The organism is Acidobacteriota bacterium (genome assembly GCA_035471785.1).
Classification (GTDB): Bacteria; Acidobacteriota; UBA6911; order RPQK01; family DATIPO01; genus JANQFM01.
Window position 1 is genome coordinate 11,318 of record DATIPQ010000145.1, and the last position, 17,218, is coordinate 28,535.

Annotated in this window: 11 protein-coding genes; 6 read left to right on the forward strand and 5 right to left on the reverse strand. The window is 62.8% G+C overall.

All coding sequences use genetic code 11. The features are described 5' to 3' along the window. The first annotated feature begins 147 nt into the window (after nt 1-147). Nucleotides 148-1,611 (forward strand): glycogen synthase, encoded by a 1,464-nt coding sequence (locus VLU25_20535; GenBank protein HSR70329.1) that lies wholly within the window; start codon nt 148-150, stop codon nt 1,609-1,611. Nucleotides 1,612-1,615: 4 nt separating this feature from the next. Further along, the gene (locus VLU25_20540) at nt 1,616-2,833 is read left to right on the forward strand and encodes an ATP-grasp domain-containing protein (protein ID HSR70330.1); all 1,218 of its coding nucleotides are present in this window, start codon (nt 1,616-1,618) and stop codon (nt 2,831-2,833) included. 41 nt (nt 2,834-2,874) lie between these two features. On the opposite strand, the gene VLU25_20545 is transcribed toward VLU25_20540, so the two are convergent. Then, nucleotides 2,875-5,709 (reverse strand): DUF11 domain-containing protein, encoded by a 2,835-nt coding sequence (locus VLU25_20545; GenBank protein ID HSR70331.1) that lies wholly within the window; start codon nt 5,707-5,709, stop codon nt 2,875-2,877. Between the two features lie 365 nt (nt 5,710-6,074). On the opposite strand from VLU25_20545, the gene VLU25_20550 reads away from it, so the two are divergent. The 3 genes from VLU25_20550 (at nt 6,075) to VLU25_20560 (ending at nt 8,812) form a co-directional block, all read left to right on the forward strand. Next, nucleotides 6,075-6,650 carry a sigma-70 family RNA polymerase sigma factor gene (locus VLU25_20550; GenBank protein ID HSR70332.1) on the forward strand — a complete coding sequence of 192 codons (576 nt, stop codon included), beginning with the start codon at nt 6,075-6,077 and terminating at the stop codon, nt 6,648-6,650. Next, nucleotides 6,647-7,393: a hypothetical protein gene (locus VLU25_20555; GenBank protein HSR70333.1), complete on the forward strand. Its 747-nt coding sequence runs from the start codon at nt 6,647-6,649 to the stop codon at nt 7,391-7,393. The genes VLU25_20550 and VLU25_20555 overlap by 4 nt, the downstream gene beginning before the upstream one ends. Nucleotides 7,394-7,465: 72 nt before the next feature. Further along, entirely contained in the window at nt 7,466-8,812 is a 1,347-nt protein-coding gene (locus VLU25_20560; GenBank protein HSR70334.1) for a HEAT repeat domain-containing protein, read from the forward strand. 17 nt (nt 8,813-8,829) lie between these two features. On the opposite strand, the gene asnS is transcribed toward VLU25_20560, so the two are convergent. The 4 genes from asnS to VLU25_20580 all read right to left on the reverse strand — a co-directional run bounded on the left by asnS (nt 8,830) and on the right by VLU25_20580 (nt 15,053). After that, nucleotides 8,830-10,251 carry an asparagine--tRNA ligase gene (gene asnS / locus VLU25_20565; GenBank protein ID HSR70335.1) on the reverse strand — a complete coding sequence of 474 codons (1,422 nt, stop codon included), beginning with the start codon at nt 10,249-10,251 and terminating at the stop codon, nt 8,830-8,832. 106 nt (nt 10,252-10,357) lie between these two features. Continuing rightward, entirely contained in the window at nt 10,358-11,314 is a 957-nt protein-coding gene (gene xerC / locus VLU25_20570) for a tyrosine recombinase XerC (GenBank protein HSR70336.1), read from the reverse strand. Nucleotides 11,315-11,333: 19 nt separating this feature from the next. Then, complete coding sequence (locus VLU25_20575) at nt 11,334-12,713, reverse strand: sigma-54 dependent transcriptional regulator (GenBank protein HSR70337.1); 1,380 nt, start codon at nt 12,711-12,713, stop codon at nt 11,334-11,336. 72 nt (nt 12,714-12,785) lie between these two features. Beyond that, complete coding sequence (locus VLU25_20580; protein ID HSR70338.1) at nt 12,786-15,053, reverse strand: ATP-binding protein; 2,268 nt, start codon at nt 15,051-15,053, stop codon at nt 12,786-12,788. Nucleotides 15,054-15,188: 135 nt separating this feature from the next. Here VLU25_20580 and VLU25_20585 point away from each other — a divergent pair, with 135 nt between their 5' ends. Then, nucleotides 15,189-17,198: a hydantoinase/oxoprolinase family protein gene (locus VLU25_20585; GenBank protein ID HSR70339.1), complete on the forward strand. Its 2,010-nt coding sequence runs from the start codon at nt 15,189-15,191 to the stop codon at nt 17,196-17,198. Nucleotides 17,199-17,218: the final 20 nt, after the last annotated feature.

A 17,218-nucleotide genomic window follows, 5' to 3' on the forward strand; every position in this document is an offset into this window, starting at 1 on the left:
GCGCCAAAGAGGCTGGAACGCACGTGTGTCAACATCATGTCACCAAGTCTACGCTGTGCGGGGGCAATGTTCCAGCCTGCAAAGCGGCCTGCTCCGCTCGAGGTGCGGGCTTTCGAACATCGGCCTGGAAACTGTTAGACTTCCGCCATGGCAGACATGGGGATTGCTTTCGTGGCCTCGGAGTTGGCTCCCTTCGCCAAGGTGGGCGGACTGGGAGACGTGGCCAGCTCGTTGCCGGCCTTTCTGCACCAGCAAGGGCAGGACGTGCGCGTCTTCGTACCTCTCTACTCGCGCTTTTACGACCAGGCCAATGACTTTTACCAGGTCGATTTCGCCCACAACGTGCCGGTGCGGCTGGCAGGAGAGGACATCACCTTCGACCTCTACACTCGTCCTTCCGGCGAGAAGGAGCCGGCACTTTATTTCATCCACTGCCCCCGCTTCTATCAAAGGTCGGGAATCTACACCGGCGATCCCGATGAGCATCTGCGCTTTGCCTACCTGTCGCTGGCGACTCTGGCGTCCTGTCAGCGGATGGGCTGGGGACCCCAGATCGTCCACTGCAATGATTGGCAGACCGGGCTGCTTCCCCTTTATCTGAAGACGCTCTTCGGCTGGGATTCGCTTTTCAGCTCTACCCGCACGGTCTACACCATCCATAACATCGGTTATCAGGGCGTGGTGGGAGCCGACGCCGTTTCCTCCCTGCAACTGAGTGAATACCGACATCTTCTCCACCAGGACGATTTGGCTCAGGGCAGGCTCAGCTTCATGAAGACCGGCATCCTCTACTCCGACGTCCTGACCACCGTGTCGCCCACTTACGCCCGCGAGATCCAGGGCGAGATGGGAATGGGCCTGCAGGACATGCTGAGGCAACGCTCCGAAACCGTAGTGGGAATCCTCAACGGGGTCGACTACGATGAATGGAACCCCGAGAAGGATCCACACATTCCCCACCATTACTCGGCCGAGGATTTGTCGGGCAAGGCCAAGAACAAGGAGGTCCTGCTGGAGAAGCTGGGCTTGCCGCCGAGTTCGGAAGCCCCGGTGGTGGGCATCGTTTCTCGCATGGCGTCGCAGAAGGGCTTCGAACTGCTTTTCGACTCCATGCCCTGGTTTCTGGCCAATCACGACATGCGTCTCACCGTGCTGGGCAGCGGAGAACCGCGCTTGGAGGGCTTTTTCGCCGGGTTGCAAGGCCGCTTTCCCGGCAAGGTCTGCTATTACCGTGGCTACAGCGAGGACCTGTCCCACCTGATCGAGGCGGGCGCTGACATCTTCCTCATGCCTTCCAGGTACGAGCCCTGCGGTCTCAATCAGATGTACAGCTTGCGTTACGGGACGGTGCCGGTGGTACGCAACACGGGGGGCTTGGCCGACACGGTGGAGCAGTTCGATCCGCAGAGCGGAGAAGGCACGGGCTTCGTCTTCGACCACTACACGGCCGAAGGCTTGGGCTGGGCGCTGGGATTCGCCTTGCGCAGCTTTCCCCGGCGCAGCCAGTGGCAAGGATTGATGCGCAACGGCATGTCCAAGGACTTCTCATGGCAGCGTCAGGGCGGCATCTATATCGAACTCTACCGGCGCCTGTGCGGCGCCCAGGACTAGGATCATGAACGTCATTTTCGTGGAACCTGCTTTTCCCAGCTACCAGCGCCAGTTCGTCCGCGGATTGCGGGAGGCCGGCGCCAACGTGATCGGCATCGGCGAGCGTCCGCCGGAGTATCTGGACGACGAACTGCGCCACTGGCTCTATCGCTACGAACGGGTGTCTTCGGTGGTCAACGAAGGGGCTTTGATGGCGGCTGTCAAACGCTGCCAGGCGCGGGAATGGATCGACCGCATGGAAGCCACCATCGAGGCCCACATCCTGCCGGCCGCCAAGGTCCGCGAGGCCTGCACGATTCCAGGAACCTCGGTGCGGACGGCCTTTCTGTGCCGCGACAAGCCGTCCATGAAAGAGGCTCTGCGCAAGGCCGGCGTGCCCGCCGCCCAATCGGTGGGCACGGGCGATCCCGAGGGGGCCCGGAAATTCGCCGCCAAAGTCGGCTACCCCATCATCATCAAGCCCCGCGATTCGGCCGGCGCCGCCGGAACCGTCAAAGTCCACAATGAGGAAGAACTCGAGGCTGCCATCAGCTCCAGCGGAATCTCTCAAGGCTACCAGGCCGCTTTGGAAGAATTCGTGGACGGGCATGAAGGCTTTCTCGACACCCTGACCATCAAGGGTCAGGTGGTGCATGAGTTCGCCTGCCACTACTACCCCAACGTCCTGGAGGCTATGCGCACCCGCTGGATCTCCCCTCAGATCATCACCACCAACCGCATCGAAAGCGAGGGCTACCAGGAGGTGCGCAAGATGGCCCGTACCGTCATCGAGGCGCTGGGCATCGGAACCTCGGCCACCCACATGGAATGGTTTTTCGGCTCAAAGGGCCTCAAGTTCTCCGAGATCGGCTGCCGGCCTCCCGGGGTAGGGGCTTGGGATCTCTATTGCGCCGCCAACGAATTCGATCTCTACAAGGAATGGGGCGTGGCCATCGTCCACCAACGGCCCTCGCAACGGCCCTCCCGGCGCTTTTCGGCGGGAATGATCGCCCTGCGGCCCGACCGCGACGGCATCATCCGCGGTTATAGCGGGACGGATTACCTGGAGTCCATCAACGAGTGGATCATCGACGCCCACCTGCCTTCCCCCGGCACCCCCACCCAGCCGGTGGAAGCCGGTTACATGGCCAACGCCTGGGTGCGCGTTCGCCATCCCGACTACGACCGCTTGCGGGGAATGCTCAACAGCATCGGAGAACGGGTCAAAGTGCACGCCGGCTAGGGCGTGGAAGGCGCAATATACTGCGCCTCCCAGCGATTGCTTTAGGGCTGCGGAATGACCGGCAAGGTCGCGAACTGGCCGGGACGCTGCTGAATGACCGTGGCCGCGATAGCCGCAGCCGAGGTCACCCGGATGCTGCCCGTGAAGGAGTCGAAGTCGATCGGGTTGGTCCATTCGACTTGGTTGACGAAAAGGGCTCGGTGTCCTCCGGCCTGAAGGATCAAGTCGGCTGATGCCACCGATTGTCCGTCAGCATTGAGCAGTTGCAGAGTCACGGTGGTCTGCCCGTCGCTGAGGTTGGCAATGGCCAGTCCCGTGTTGACGGTCAGCACGCCGTTGTTGCCGCTGGTCTCGATGGGTGCTAAGAAGCCGTCCTCAAGGGAGGCGCTGCTGCCCACTCCTGCGACTCCCTGCGGTCCTCCAAAGAGGATCACGCCGGCCAGGTCGCGGTCCGAAGCCACCCGCACCGAGCCCACCGACAAGTCGCCATCGCTGTCGGTTTGCAGGACGCGCATGCCTCCGGCCGGGACCGTGGTGGAGACTTCGCCGCCGAAGATCTGCTGGTTGAGATCGACGGTCAGCAGGTCGCCGTCGTCGTTGCGCAGCGAGACCTGCACAGTCTCGGCCTCCTGGTCTTCGCGGTTGACCAGGATGATCTGGCTGAACAGGCCCATGCCGTCCCCGAATTGGGCGAAGAAAAGGGAGCCGTCGCCGGCCTGTTGGGCGGCCGGCACCTTGACGAAGGGCATCAGGGAGGCGGCTGCGGCGATGTTGGGAATCACCGGCAGCGTAGCGAACTCTCCGGGTCGGGTCTGGATGACGGTGGCTGCGATGTTGCCGTCCGAGGTGGCCTTGACCAGTCCCCGGAAGTTGCTGAAGTCGATCTCCGGCGTCCAGTTGAATTCCGGCAGGTTTCGAGCCAGTTGGCCCAGCGCTGCCACACTGGGGCCGGGATTAGTGACCGCTAATTCCGCGCCGTCCTCATCGGTCAGGGTCAATGTGATGCTCGCGCTTTGCAGCTCGTCCAGGTTCTGAAAGGCAAGGCCGGTGTTGACTCCCTCGGCGGTAATGATCTCGACTGGAGCCGTGAAGCCTTGGCTGAGCTCCGCGCTGTTGGGCACGCCGGCGACTCCGAAGGATCCGCTGAAGATCACCACTCCGCCAAGCGGCAAGCTGGAGACGACGGTGGCCGAGCCGGTTTGAAGCGGCCCCACTCCGTCGGTCCGCAAGACGCGGATCCCCCGCGGGGGCACCTCCACAAAAAGCTCTCCATTGATGTTGACGCCGTTGAGGTCGACCTGCAGCGGCTGGCCGCCGCCGTCGCGAAGCTGCACCAACGCAACGGCCGTTTCATCGGGATCAGGGTTGACCAGCAAGATTTGGCTGCTCAGGCCGCCCCCGTCTCCAAACTGGGCAAAGAAGAGGTTCTCGACCAGCGGCGAACTGAGCACGGCAGTGTCGAAAGTACTTGAGTCATTGAGGATATTGGAGTCGAAAGACTCAGCGAAAACGTAGGCCACGTTCTCGAACGCGTCGGCCTGTTGTCCCCGCAGAGTCACCTGCACGGTGGCCATGGCGTCCGCTTCCAGGTCGCCCAATTCGCATTCCAACTGGCCGTCTTGCTCTTGGCAGGCGCCCTGTGAAGGGGTGGCGCCGGCAAAGACGGCACCTTGAGGAAGCAGATCGGTCAGGATGACCCCTTGGGCCTCTCCCGGCCCCTGGTTGGTGACGGTGAGTTCAAGATTGAAGTCGACCTCGGTGGGGACGGTGACCGGACCGTCCGTATGCTCGATGGCAAGGTCAGCTTCGGGAGTCGGATTGGCCAGAACGTCCACGAAGAGGGTATCGGTGCAGGGGCAGTCGCTGAAGACGGCTTCCAGCTCGAGTTCGACGCGGGTGTCGACGTCGATGTCCGGGGTCATCAGGGTCGCCGTCACGAAGTTGCTGTCGGCCAGGGAAAGCCCCATGAGTCCGCCGCCGTCCACGATTCGCCAGCGGAAGCTGCCGGGCACTACGGTTCCTCCCACCGCCGGACCTGAGGCCTCGCCTTCCAGGAGTTGATCCAGACCTCCCACCACCTCGATGGCCGTCGGGCCCGCGTCAACGGTCACGAACACCTCGCCGCATTGGCACATTTGAGGCGAAGGATCGGGATTGAAGGGGATGACCTGAGGGGGTCCCTGTACGCTGCTGCGGAGAGCCGCCTTGTCGCTTTTCACGGTGCTCTCACCGTCGCTGACCTCGACGGAGAGAAAATGCAGCGAGGGGAAATCAGCGGCCTGGAAAGGCAGCGAGGCCGCGCAGCCGAATTGGCAGCCGGCGACGGTCTGCTGGCTGAGCAGTTGACCGCTGCTTATTGGAAAGGCATTGGTGTCGGCGAAGAAACGAAAAACCAGGGGATTGTTGCCGCTGTCCTCGGCTTCTCCAGTCAGCATGACAGTCTCTCCCAACTGCACGTGGCTGCGGTCAATACTCAACTCCACGTTGCGGGGGGCCGAGGACGGCACCGGGTTGCCGCAGCCGAAGGGGCTGGGCTCCACGAAAAAGGTGCGCATGACCGTAACCGGTTCATGGAGGAACTCGGTCACCGTCACGCTCACGGTAATCTGAGCGATACCCGATTCAACCGCGGGGTGGATCAGGATGGGCGCCCGCGACTGAGCCTCAAAAAACCGATTTTGGCGCATGCTGCAGAAGTTGCCGGTTCTGGTGCTGGTCCAGCCGCTGAAAGCGTAATTGGTGGGATCGGGATCAACCAGGTCGAGTCCCAACTGTATGCCCGCGCCATTGAAAGGATTCTCGGCCGTGCCTTCGCTATTGCCCCCTTGCTCCCCTGTGATGAAAACGGTGGGCGGGGTGGGGCTCTGGGCAGTCACGGCCGACATCCCAGCCCATGCGGACAGCAGGACGATTAGGACAGTGCGCTTTCCGGCAGAAGACATCAATACCTCCAAAATCATCCGTTCGATATCCCGTGCGCTCGCATGGGGGGTGGATCTCCGCGTCCAGGGCGGCCCTCCTCTTAACCCGTAGGGCCATGGCGGAATCCTCTCGCGTGGTCCCGACAATGCGGAGTATAACAACTCCGGCCCATTTGTAAGCCCCCTTTTCCGTAAAAATGCGAAAAAGATCGCGACGCGGCGGAAAAGGCCTCTTTGGAGCCCTCGGAACCTTGCCCGAGAAATGGAATTCTCCGATATTGAACCTAACCGCATCAACCTTCATGCGTCTCAAGGACTGAATGGAAGCGATCGACACGGCGGCCGTCGACTTGGCCCGCAGCGGCGATCAAGACGCCTTCCGCGATTTGGTGGAGCGCCACAGCCGCAGGGTTTTCGTACTGGCCTACCGGATAACCGGCAACGAATACGACGCTGAGGAGGTCGTGCAGGAGACGTTTCTGAAGGTGCACCGAAAGCTCAAGCGCTTTCAGTCGCGCAGCCGTTTCTCGACTTGGCTGCACCGCATCGCCGTCAACTGCGCCTACGACCTGCTGCGCCGTCGTCGCCGTCATGTGGACGGCCGGCAGGAGCCCGAGGAACATCTCGCTGGAAGGCATCAAGAGTGGGAAAGCGGGCGGCCCTCGGCGGAGCAGGTGCTGCTCAGTCAAGAAGCCTCCGACCGGGTCAAGAAGGCCCTCGGCCTTCTGACACCGCAAGAGCGGGCCGCCTTCGTGCTGCGCCATTTTGAGGGCCTGTCCAGCAGCGAGATCGCTGACCGGCTGGGCGTGGGAAAAAGCGCCGCCAAACACGCCGTTTTCAGAGCCGTACAAAAACTGCGCGGGAGGTTGCGGAGCTACGCAGGAGGACTGTCATGAATCACATCAGCGAAGAGGGCTTGCTGGAGCACTACTATGGAGAAGGGGACGACCCGTCCCTGGAGGAGCATCTGGGCCAATGCAAAGAGTGCCGCAAGCGCCTGGCCGGGTTGCAGTCGCTCCTGCGCCAGGTGGACGCCTTTCAGGCTCCCCGGCGCCCCGAGGATTACGGCGCTCAGGTGTATCGGCGCCTGCGGCCCCGCCTCGGAGAAGGCTCCTGGTGGAATTCCCTGATCCACTGGCGTCCGCCCCGGCTGGTGTGGGCCCCAACCTTGGCCTTGCTGCTGGTGGCGGCGTTCTTGAGCGGGCGCTATTGGGACGCTGCACAGGGGCCGGACCCCGCGATTTCCGCCGCCGGGCAGCAGGTGCTGCTGTTGGAGGTGGGCCAGCATCTGCAGCAGGCTCATTTCCTGCTGGTCGAGGTGGGCAACGTCGCGCCTGAGGACGGCACCCGAATGGAGCTGGAGAGACGCCAGGCCTCGGAAATGGCCGCCGACGGTTGGCTCTACCGCCGTGCCGCCGAGCGGACCGGCGACCCGGCCCTGGTGGAGACCCTGGAGCAGCTCCAGCGCTTCCTGCTGGATATCGCCAACGGTCCCACGACCTGGACGGCGGAGGAGATCGAGGCCCTGCAGCAGCGCCTCAAAGAGGCCGGGCTGCCCATGCGCATCCAGGTCCTGGAGAACCGCGTCCGCCAACAACAGATCGAGGCGGCCCGCAGCCGCGCCCGGCGCAGTCTGTGAGCTGCTGCACAAAGGGCTGCTTAAGCGAAAGGGCTGTGCCCCCCCGCCTGGAAATAACGGAGGTTGAAGAAAATGAAAGTACGAATACCTGTTTTGATGCTCCTGATAGCCATGCTGACGGGAATGGCCGCCGCGGGGCCCGCTGAGCCCCGCGCGGCACTGGAGCGCTATTCTTCCCAGGAGGGCGCTTCAGCGGAATCTCAGAATCTTTACGCGCAGGGACGGCGCCATATTGAAGGCGACCGGTTCGAAGAAGCTGCCCGGAGTTTCTCTCAGGTGGTGGAACGCGGCGACTATCGTCCCGACGGGGCCCTCTACTGGCTGGCCTACTCGCTCAGCCGCCAAGGACGTGAGGCCGAGGCCTTAGAAGCCCTGGAGCGCCTTCTCCAGCAGTATCCCGAGAGCCAGTGGCGTTCCGACGGCCGGAGGCTGCGCGGCTCTGTGCGTGGCTCGGTGCCTGCTTTCGGCGTGGGCGTCGGGGCCGGTGTCGGCCGATCGTCCTCAGGGGGCGTGGGGTCTGGAGCCGCATCGGGCGTCTCGGCGAGCCGGAGCGAGACAATCTCACCGGCCGCTCGCAGCAATTTGAGCGAGAAGGACGAGTTGCGGCTGGCTATCCTCGACAGTCTGATGCAGGCCGATCCCGAAAAAGCCTTGCCGCAGGTGAAGAAGATCCTCTCCAGCGATGCTTCCAGCGCCGTCAAGCGGCGGGCTCTTTTCGTGCTGGCCCAATCGGGAGAGGCTGAGGCCGGCGCTGTCGTGGCCGATACCGCCCGCAACGCCCAAGATCCCGAACTGCAGCAGCAGGCCCTGCATTACCTGGGGCTGTTCGGGGGAGAAGAAGGCATGCAGGTGCTGGAAGAAATCTATGCCTCCGACCCCGGCAAGCAGGCCAAGCGGCAGATTCTGCAGAGCTTCATGCTGGCTGGGCGCAAAGAGCGTTTGCTGCGGGCGGTGAGGGAGGAATCCGACCCTGACCTGCGGCGGGTCGCCATCCACCAGCTCGGCGTGCTGGGCGCCGGCGAGGAATTAGCCCAGATGTATGGGCAGGAGTCCGACAAGCGGCTCCGATCAGCTCTGCTGGAGGCGCTTTTCGTGGCGGGACGCTACGAAGACATTCTGCGTGTGGCCCGCCAGGAGCAGGACCCGGACTTGCGCATGGCCGCCATTCAGCGGGTGGGCATGATGGGTGACAACAGCGCAGTGCTGCTGGAACTCTACCGCTCCGACGATTCCAAGCAGGTCAAGGAAGCCGTCTTGCAAGCCTTGATGATTCTGCAGGACGACGAGGCCCTGATCGAATTGGCCAAGGGCGAGCAGGACCCTGAGCTGCGCCGCGCCATGATACGCATGCTGGGAATAATCGGCAGCCAAAAGGCCTCCGACTTCCTCATCCAGCTTCTGGAAGAGAGACAGCAGTAGCTCCGGGCCCGCCCCTCTCAGAAGTCGGCGTGCTTGGGAGTACGGGGGAAGGGAATGGCGTCGCGGATGTTGGAGAGTCCGGTGGCGTAGCAGACGGTTCGTTCGAAGCCCAGACCGAAGCCCGCGTGGGGGACGGTTCCGTAGCGTCGCAGGTCGCGGTACCACCAGTAGGCGTCCTTCTCGATGTCCATCTCCTCCATTCGCTGATCGAGGACTTCCAGCCGCTCCTCGCGCTGGCTTCCGCCGATGATTTCGCCCATGCCGGGAGCCAGCACGTCCATGGCGGCCACGGTCTTGCCGTCGTCGTTCATACGCATGTAGAAGGCCTTGATGTCCTTGGGGTAATTGACCACCACCACCGGGCCTTTGACGTGCTGCTCGGTCAGGAAGCGCTCGTGCTCGCTTTGCAGGTCCATTCCCCAGCGGACCGGGAACTCGAACTTGACGTGCTTGGCCTTCTCCAGAATGGAGACGGCCTCCGTGTAGTCCATGCGGGTGAAGCTCGAGTCGACCAGCTTGCGGGTGCGTTCGGTCACGCCTTTGTGGACCCACTTGTTGAAGAACTCCATGTCGTCGGAGCGCTCTTCCAACAGGGCTTTGAGGATGTACTTGAGGAAGTCCTCGGCCAGATCGGCGTTGTCGTTGAGGTGGGCGAAGGCGATCTCGGGCTCGATCATCCAGAACTCGGCCAGATGGCGGCTGGTGTTGGAGTTCTCGGCTCTGAAGGTGGGCCCGAAGGTGTAGACGCGGGTCAGGGCCTGGCAATAGGTTTCGACATTGAGCTGTCCTGACACCGTCAGGTAGGTTTCGCGTCCGAAGAAGTCCTCAGCGAAGTCGATGCCGCCTTTTTGGTTGCGGGGCAGGTTGAGAAGGTCGAGGGTCGAGACGCGGAAGAGTTCTCCGGCGCCCTCGGCGTCTGCGGCGGTGATGATGGGCGTGTGGATCCAGTAAAAGCCGCGCTCGTCAAAGAAGCGGTGGATGGCCTGGGCCAGGCAATGGCGCACCCGGGCCACGGCGCCGAAAGTATTGGTGCGCGGACGCAGGTGGGCCACTTCGCGCAGATACTCGAAGCTGTGGCGCTTGGGCTGGACGGGATAGGTTTCGGGATCGTCCACCCATCCCAGCACTTCCACCGACTCGGCCTGGATCTCGTAAGCCTGCCCTTTTCCTTTCGATTCCACCAGCTTGCCGGTGGCCGCGATGGCGCAGTGCGTGGTCAGGTGCAAAACCTCGTCCTTGTAGTTGGCCAGGTCGCCGTCGGCCACCACCTGAATGGGATCGAAGCAGGTGCCGTCCTGCAGGTGCAGGAAAGAGAATCCCGCCTTAGAGTCGCGGCGGGTCTTGATCCAACCCTTGACGGTCACTTCACGGCCGGGTTCCACCTGGCCGCTCAACAGCTCTGAAATGCGGTGCCATGCCATGGCCGCACATTGTGGCATAAAACCCCAATACTCGGGTCGCCCGGGAGGGAAAAACGACTTCTTTCAAACCTCACTTGTAGGCGCTCCGGTTCGCGAAAAAAGTCGTTTTTCCCTCCCGGCGACCTTATTCTTTTTTGCGGGCTTTGGGGTGAGAGTTGCGGTAGGTCTTCTGCAACTCGGCCAGCGTCAGGTGGGTATAGCGCTGAGTGGTGGAAAGGCTCTGGTGCCCCAGCAGTTCCTGCACGCTGCGCAGGTCGGCTCCGTTGTTGAGCAGGTGGGTGGCGAAGGAGTGGCGCAAGATATGAGGGTGGACGCTGAGCGCCAGGGCGCCCCGGCGCACATAGTCCTTGAGCTTGATCTGAATGGAGCGGACGCTCAAGCGTCCCCCGCGATGGTTGAGGAAGAGGGCGTCCAGGTCGCGTCCGCTTCGGTTGCCCCGCAGCAGGCCCAGGCGGGCCGGGAGGTAGTCGTCGATGGCTTCCAGCGCCGGTTCTCCGAAAGGCACCATGCGCTCGCGCCGCCCTTTGCCCAGCACGCGGATGAGGCGCTGGCTGAAGGAGATGTCCGAGACGTCGATGCCCACCAGCTCGCTGACCCTCAGTCCGCCCGCGTAGAGCAGTTCCATCCAGGCCTTGTCGCGCCGGCCCAGCGCCTTGGAGGTATCGGGGAGCTGAAGGATGCTCTCCACCTGGCGCGGCGTCAGCACTCGGGGGTTCCTTTGCGGCAGCTTGGGGGTCTTGACCAAGCGGGCGGGATTGGAGTCGACCTTTCCCTGCCGGTGAAGATAGCGGAAGAAGGACTTGATGGCGGCCAGCTTGCGGGCCGCGGAGGACTTGCTGTTGCCCTTGTCGTAGAGATGCCCCAGGAATTCGCGGATGGAGATGTGTCCGATGTCCTGCAGGCGGGCCGAGGTGTCGCGTCCGCCGCGGGACAGGTAGGCTGTGAATTCTCCCAGGTCTCCCTGGTAAGCCTTCCAGGTGCTGGGCGAACAGTCGCGCTGGTAGCGGAGGTAATCGAGAAATTCGCGGATCTCGTCCTGAAAGAGGTCGAAGGCCGGCGGAGGTTGCTGGGGACGGCTCACGGGGTTCCTTCAGCGATGCTCAGTCGCGGATGCCCAGCGATTTGAGCTTGCGGTGCAAGTGGGTTCTCTCCATGCCGATGGCGGCGGCGGTGCGCGACACGTTGTTGTCGTTCTCTTCCAGCTTTTCCAGGATGAAGCGGCGCTCGAAGTCCTCCCGCGCCTCCTGGAAGTTGGCGGGTCCATCGCCGGAGGACCGGCTGGGGGCCCGGCGGATGCTGCGGGGCAGGTCCGAGAGCGTCACTTCATGGCCGGGAATCATAATAGCCCAGCGCTCCGCCATGTTTTTCAGTTCGCGCACGTTTCCGGGCCAATGGTAGTCCTGCAGGCGCTCCAGCGCCTCAGGGCTGATCTTCTTGGATTGCTGTCCGTAATGGCGGGCAAAGCGGTCCAGGAAGTAGGAAAAGAGGGCCGGGATGTCTTCCCGACGCTGGCGCAGGGGGGGGACCTCGAAGGGTATGACGTTGAGGCGGAAGAAGAGATCCTCGCGAAAATCCCCTTCTTGGATCTGTGCTTCCAGGTCCTTGTTGGTGGCGGCGATCACTCTGACGTCGACGTCCACCGCCTGGTTGGCTCCCACCGGATAAAAGCGCTGCTCTTCCAGGACCCGCAGCACCTTGGCCTGGCTCTTCAGGCTCATGTCGCCGACTTCATCGAGGAAGAGGGTGCCCCGATGGGCTGAGGCGAACTTGCCTTCCCGGTTCTCGCTGGCCCCGGTGTAGGCTCCTTTGGCGCTGCCGAAGAGTTCGGCTTCGATCAGGTCCTCGGGAATGGCGGCGCAGTTGACCTCCACGAAGGCCCGCTCGCTACGCTTGCTGTGCAGGTGCAGCAGGCGCGCCACCAACTCTTTGCCGGTTCCGTTCTCTCCATAGATGAGGACGCGCCCCTCGGTGGGGGCCGCATACTCGAGCTGCTGGCGCAGGGCCCGCATGGGGACCGAATCGCCCACCATGGTGGTTTCCTGGCGCACCCAGTCTTTGAGGGAGCGGTTCTCTTCCTCCAGGCGGCGCAGGCGCAGGGCGTTCTCCAGCACCAGCATGACCTTGTCCAGCGAGAGCGGCTTTTCGATGAAGTCGTAAGCGCCCAGCTTGGTGGAGCGGACGGCCGACTCGATGGTGCCGTGTCCCGAGATCATGATGACCACCTGGCGCGGCCTGCGCAGCCTGATCTCCTTGAGGATCTCGAGACCGTCCTGGCCGGGCAGCCAAATGTCCAGGAAGACGGCTTCGAAGCTGCCCTTCTCCAGCGCCTTCAGGCAGTCTTCGCCTGAAGCCACCGTCTCGACCTCGTATTCCTCGTCCTCCAACACGGCCTGCAGGGAGCGGCAGACGTTCTTTTCGTCGTCCACCACCAGGATGCGTCCCCGCTTCGTTTCCGTCTGAAAGGCCGTGCCGCTGCTCATTACCCTTCGATTATAGCTTGTGGGAAGGGCATCCCTGCCACGACCCTCAAAAACTTGTGAGTTGGCCTTTGCTCAGTGCGAGTTCGACCCCAGGTCGCCCAGCGGCATCTCCAGGATGAAGCTGACGCCCTGAGGACGGTTGGGTTCGGCCCGGATGGAGCCGCCGTGCTCCTCGATGATCTGGCGTACGATGGCCAGTCCCAGTCCCGTCCCCTTCCTCTTGGTCGAGAAGTAGGGCAGGAAGAGACGGTCGTAGTCTTCGGGGGGGATGCCGACCCCGCTGTCGCTGATGCGGAGGCGCCAGGATCGGCGCTTGGGATGGACTTGGGTGGCGATTAACAGCCGCCGCTGGGTCTCGGCCTCAGCCAGCGAGTCGAGAGAATTGTCGATCAGGTTGACCAGCACGCGCTCAAGCTGTTGAGGGTCGGCCTGCGCCGTATCCAAGTCCTGGTCAAAGCGCTTTTCGATTTCGATGTCCTGCAGGCGCCCGTCGTAGAGGCTCAAGGTGCGTTCGATGACCTGGTGGACTTCGATTTTGCGCGGCTGATGTGAGGGAAGCCGGGCAAAGCGGGAGAATTCCTGTATCAACTGGCGCAGGATCTCGGCCTCGGAGACGATGATCTCGGTGGCGTCCTTGACCACCGTTCCGAAGCGGCTCAATTCCTCTTTCGATCCCTGCCGCTCCTGCAGACGGCGGAAGCGGCGTTCCAGCCGTTGGGCCTGAAGCTGGATGGGCGTAAGAGGATTCTTGATTTCGTGAGCCATGCGGCGGGCCACTTCCTGCCAGGCGGCGAACTTCTCGGCCCTGATCAGCTCGGTCAAGTCGTCGAGCACCACCAAGAACTCCATCTCCTCGCTTTCCGGAGCGCGGCTGAGCGTCATGGTCGCTGCGATGTAGCGTTTGCGGTCGCCGGGCTGAATGGTCAGCTCGCGCCGGAAGGTTCCATACAGTTCGGTCCGCTTCACCAAGCTGAGGAAGTCGAGGTAGAAGGCGCGATCCGAGAAGTCCTCCACCTTCTTGTCAATGATCTCGTGGCGGGTCTTTCCGAACATCTTCAGCGCCGCCTCGTTGACCGAACGCACCACGTGGCCGCGGTCGATGCTGACCACGCCGGTGGCGATGTTCTGGACGATGGTTTCGATGTAGAGACGCCGCTTGTCGATCTCGCGGTTAGAGGCCACCAGTTCGGCGTTGGCCTTCTCCAACTCGGCCCGGCTCTGGCGGATGTCCTCGGCCATGCTGTTAAAGGAGCGCACCAGCACTCCCAATTCATCGACGGCCTCCACCTCGACACGATGATCGAGGTTGCCTTCGGCCAATTGCCGCGAACCCAGTGCCAAAGCCTCGATCGGATAGGTGATGCGGCGGGCGATGAAGGTGGCCAGCCACACGAAGCCGAAGATGACCGCCAGCGTGGTGACGCCGATGACCGAGAAATAGGTCAGCCGCAGGGTGCGCTCGTCCTGCTCGATCAGTTGCTGGGCCGAAAAGGCCTCCTCGATTCCGATGCGGTGGAACTGGGTGGAGTCGTCGAGGACGAAACGTGCCGCCAACAGCCCCCTCAGGGCCCCCTGCGGATCTCTCAGCGGGATGGCTGCGAAGCCGAAGTCGTGAGTGGCGCTTTCTCCCAGACCCGGATCTTCCGGCTCGCTCTTGCGGCGGATGTAGAAGTCCCCTTGCGAGGCGGCCTCCTCCAGCCCCAGGCGGACCGTTGCCAGGGCTTGGTCGGGGAGCTGGGGGGTGGCCCAGTTGCCGGCGTCATCCAGCAACCGGCCTTGAGCGTCCAGCAGCAGAAGTCCGCGGAAGCCTTCCGGGGCCTCCCGTCCTTGCAGCAGCCGCTCGGCCTCCTGAGGACTGATCGCTCCGCCCTCGACAGCGTTCTCGCGCAGCCGGCGCAAGGCGGTGCGGCGGTGCATCTCATAGAAGTTCTCCTCCATCTGGCGGGCCGAGTCGAGCAATTGACGGGAGGGCGACTTGAACCATTGGTCGAGCGTGCGGTTGATCAGTCCCAGGGCCAGAAAAGACATGATCAAGGCCGGGAAAAGCGAAATGATGATGAACGATCCCACCAGCTTGGCTTTGATTCGGCTGCCGCTCTCGCCCTGCTGAAACTCGAAGAGCAGCTTGATCAAGTCCCGCGCCAGGATGAATCCCAGCACGAAGAGGATAATGAAGTTGGCTGTCCAGATGACGGCCCACAGATTGATGTTGCGTCCAAACTGGGGATTGCCCACCGAGGAGGGATTGAGGAAGATAATGCTGACCAGGTACACCAGGATGGAGACGGCCAGGAAGGCCGAAACCCAGTAGATCTTCTGCAGGAGTTGTTTGCGCCTCATGGTGAACGCTTCGCTCCTTCCAAGGATACCCGATTTCGGCCAAGCCGCCGGGACCTGGGCTGGTCTGCAAGCAGGTGCCGCTGGAGTGTTGCTCCCCTTGAGCCGGCTCGTGTATGGTACTCCTTTTGAGAATATATGCTGCGAATAGGAATTGACACCGGCGGAACCTTCACCGACTTCGTGGTCCTGACCGAGGACAGAGTCGAGACCTTCAAGCTGCCCTCGACCCCCGCTCAGCCCGAGCAGGCTGTTTTAGAAGGCCTCAAGCGCATCCTGGCCCAGCACCAGCCGGAGGCCTTTTTGGTGCGCCACGGATCGACGGTAGCCACCAACGCCCTGTTGGAGCGCAAAGGCGCCCGCACCGCGCTGGTCACCAATCAGGGATTCGAGGACGTGCTCGAGATCGGACGCCAGAACCGTCCCGGTCTCTACAGCTTCGAGGCTTCCAAGCCCGAGCCGCTGGTCCCGCGCGAACTGCGGGTGGGCATTCGTCAGCGAAGCCTTCCCGGAGGCTCGCAGTTGGCGGCCTTGGAGGGCAAGAATCTGGACTGGCTCAACAACAAGATGGGCCAGCTCAAGCCCGAAGCGGTAGCGGTGTCTCTGCTCTACAGCTATCTGGATCCTGAGGCGGAAGAGCGCATCGGCCAGGAATTGAGCAAGATGGGCCTGCCGGTTTCCCTTTCCCACAAGATCCATCCCGAGTTCCGCGAGTTCGAACGGACCTCGGCCGTGGTCGTCAACGCTTACTTGACCCCCACCATGAACCGCTATCTGGCGGCCCTGGGCAAACATCCGCTGCTGGACGCGGGCAAGCTGAGCGTGATGCAGTCCAACGGCGGCGCCATTTCGGGCGAAGTGGCGCGGGGAGAGCCCATCCGCACCTTGCTGTCGGGTCCTGCCGGAGGCGTGGTGGGAGCCTTCAAGGCGGCCCGCGAGGCGGGTTTCGACCGCATTATCACCTTCGATATGGGCGGAACCTCGACCGACGTCTGCCTGGTGGACGGCAAGATCGTCACCACCAATGAAGGCGAAATCAACCACCTTCCCATTCCCGTGCAGATGATCGACATCCACACCATCGGCGCCGGCGGAGGCTCCATCGCCTCGGTGGACGATGGCGGCTTGCTGCGGGTCGGACCGGAGAGCGCGGGAGCCGATCCCGGGCCGGTGGCCTATGGCAAAAAGGGCCAGCAGGTCACCGTCACCGACGCCCACGTCCTGCTGGGACACCTGCCTCCCGATTTCTTCCTGGGTGGCGAAATGCAACTGCGTCCCGACCTGGTGCGCCCCGTCATGGAAGGCTTAGCCGGGCAAGTCAAGGATGCCAGCCAGCAGGACCTTTCTCCGGAAGAAGTGGCCGAAGGGGTGCTGGCCATCGCCGACACACAAATGGAAAACGCTTTGCGCGTCATCTCCCTGCAGAAAGGCTACGACACGCGCGACTTCACCCTGGTCAGCTTCGGGGGGTCGGGCGGATTGCATGCCTGCCGTCTGGCGCGGGCTCTGGGCATTCCCCGCGTGTTGATTCCCGCCGACCCCGGTCTGCTTTCGGCGGCCGGAATCCTCCACGCCGAGGTGGTCAAGGACACGGCCCGTACGGTGTTGCTGGCCAGCGATGACGACAACACCCAGACCCAGCTCGAGCAGGCCTTCGAAGAGCTGGAGGCGCAGGTCAACGCTCACCTCAGCAATGAAGGCTTCGCCGAAGAAGAGCGGCGCCTGGAGCGCAGCCTCGACCTGCGCTATCCGGGACAGTCTTACGAGATCAACATTCCCTACAGCGACAGCTACCTGGAACGCTTCCACCAGATGCACGAGCAACTCTACGGCTATGGGAATCCCGGCTTGCAAGTCGAAATCGTTACCTTGCGGGTGCGGGCCGCCGGCGCCTCCGCCCCGCTGCCGGCCGTCCGACACCAAAGAGAAGGGGAGAAACCCGAAGCCGAGTCGATGGTTCAGAAAAACCAAGTGCGCATCGAGAGCCGAGACGTGTCGACACAGGTCTTCTTGCGCCATCGCCTCAAAGCAGGCACCCGTATCGAGGGGCCGGCCATCATCGTCGAATACAGCGCTACCACCCTGCTGCCCGAGGACTTCAAAGTCGAGGTGGATGAGCGCTTGAATCTGGTCATTGAACCCAAGTAGCCGGGGATGAGGGCAGCCGT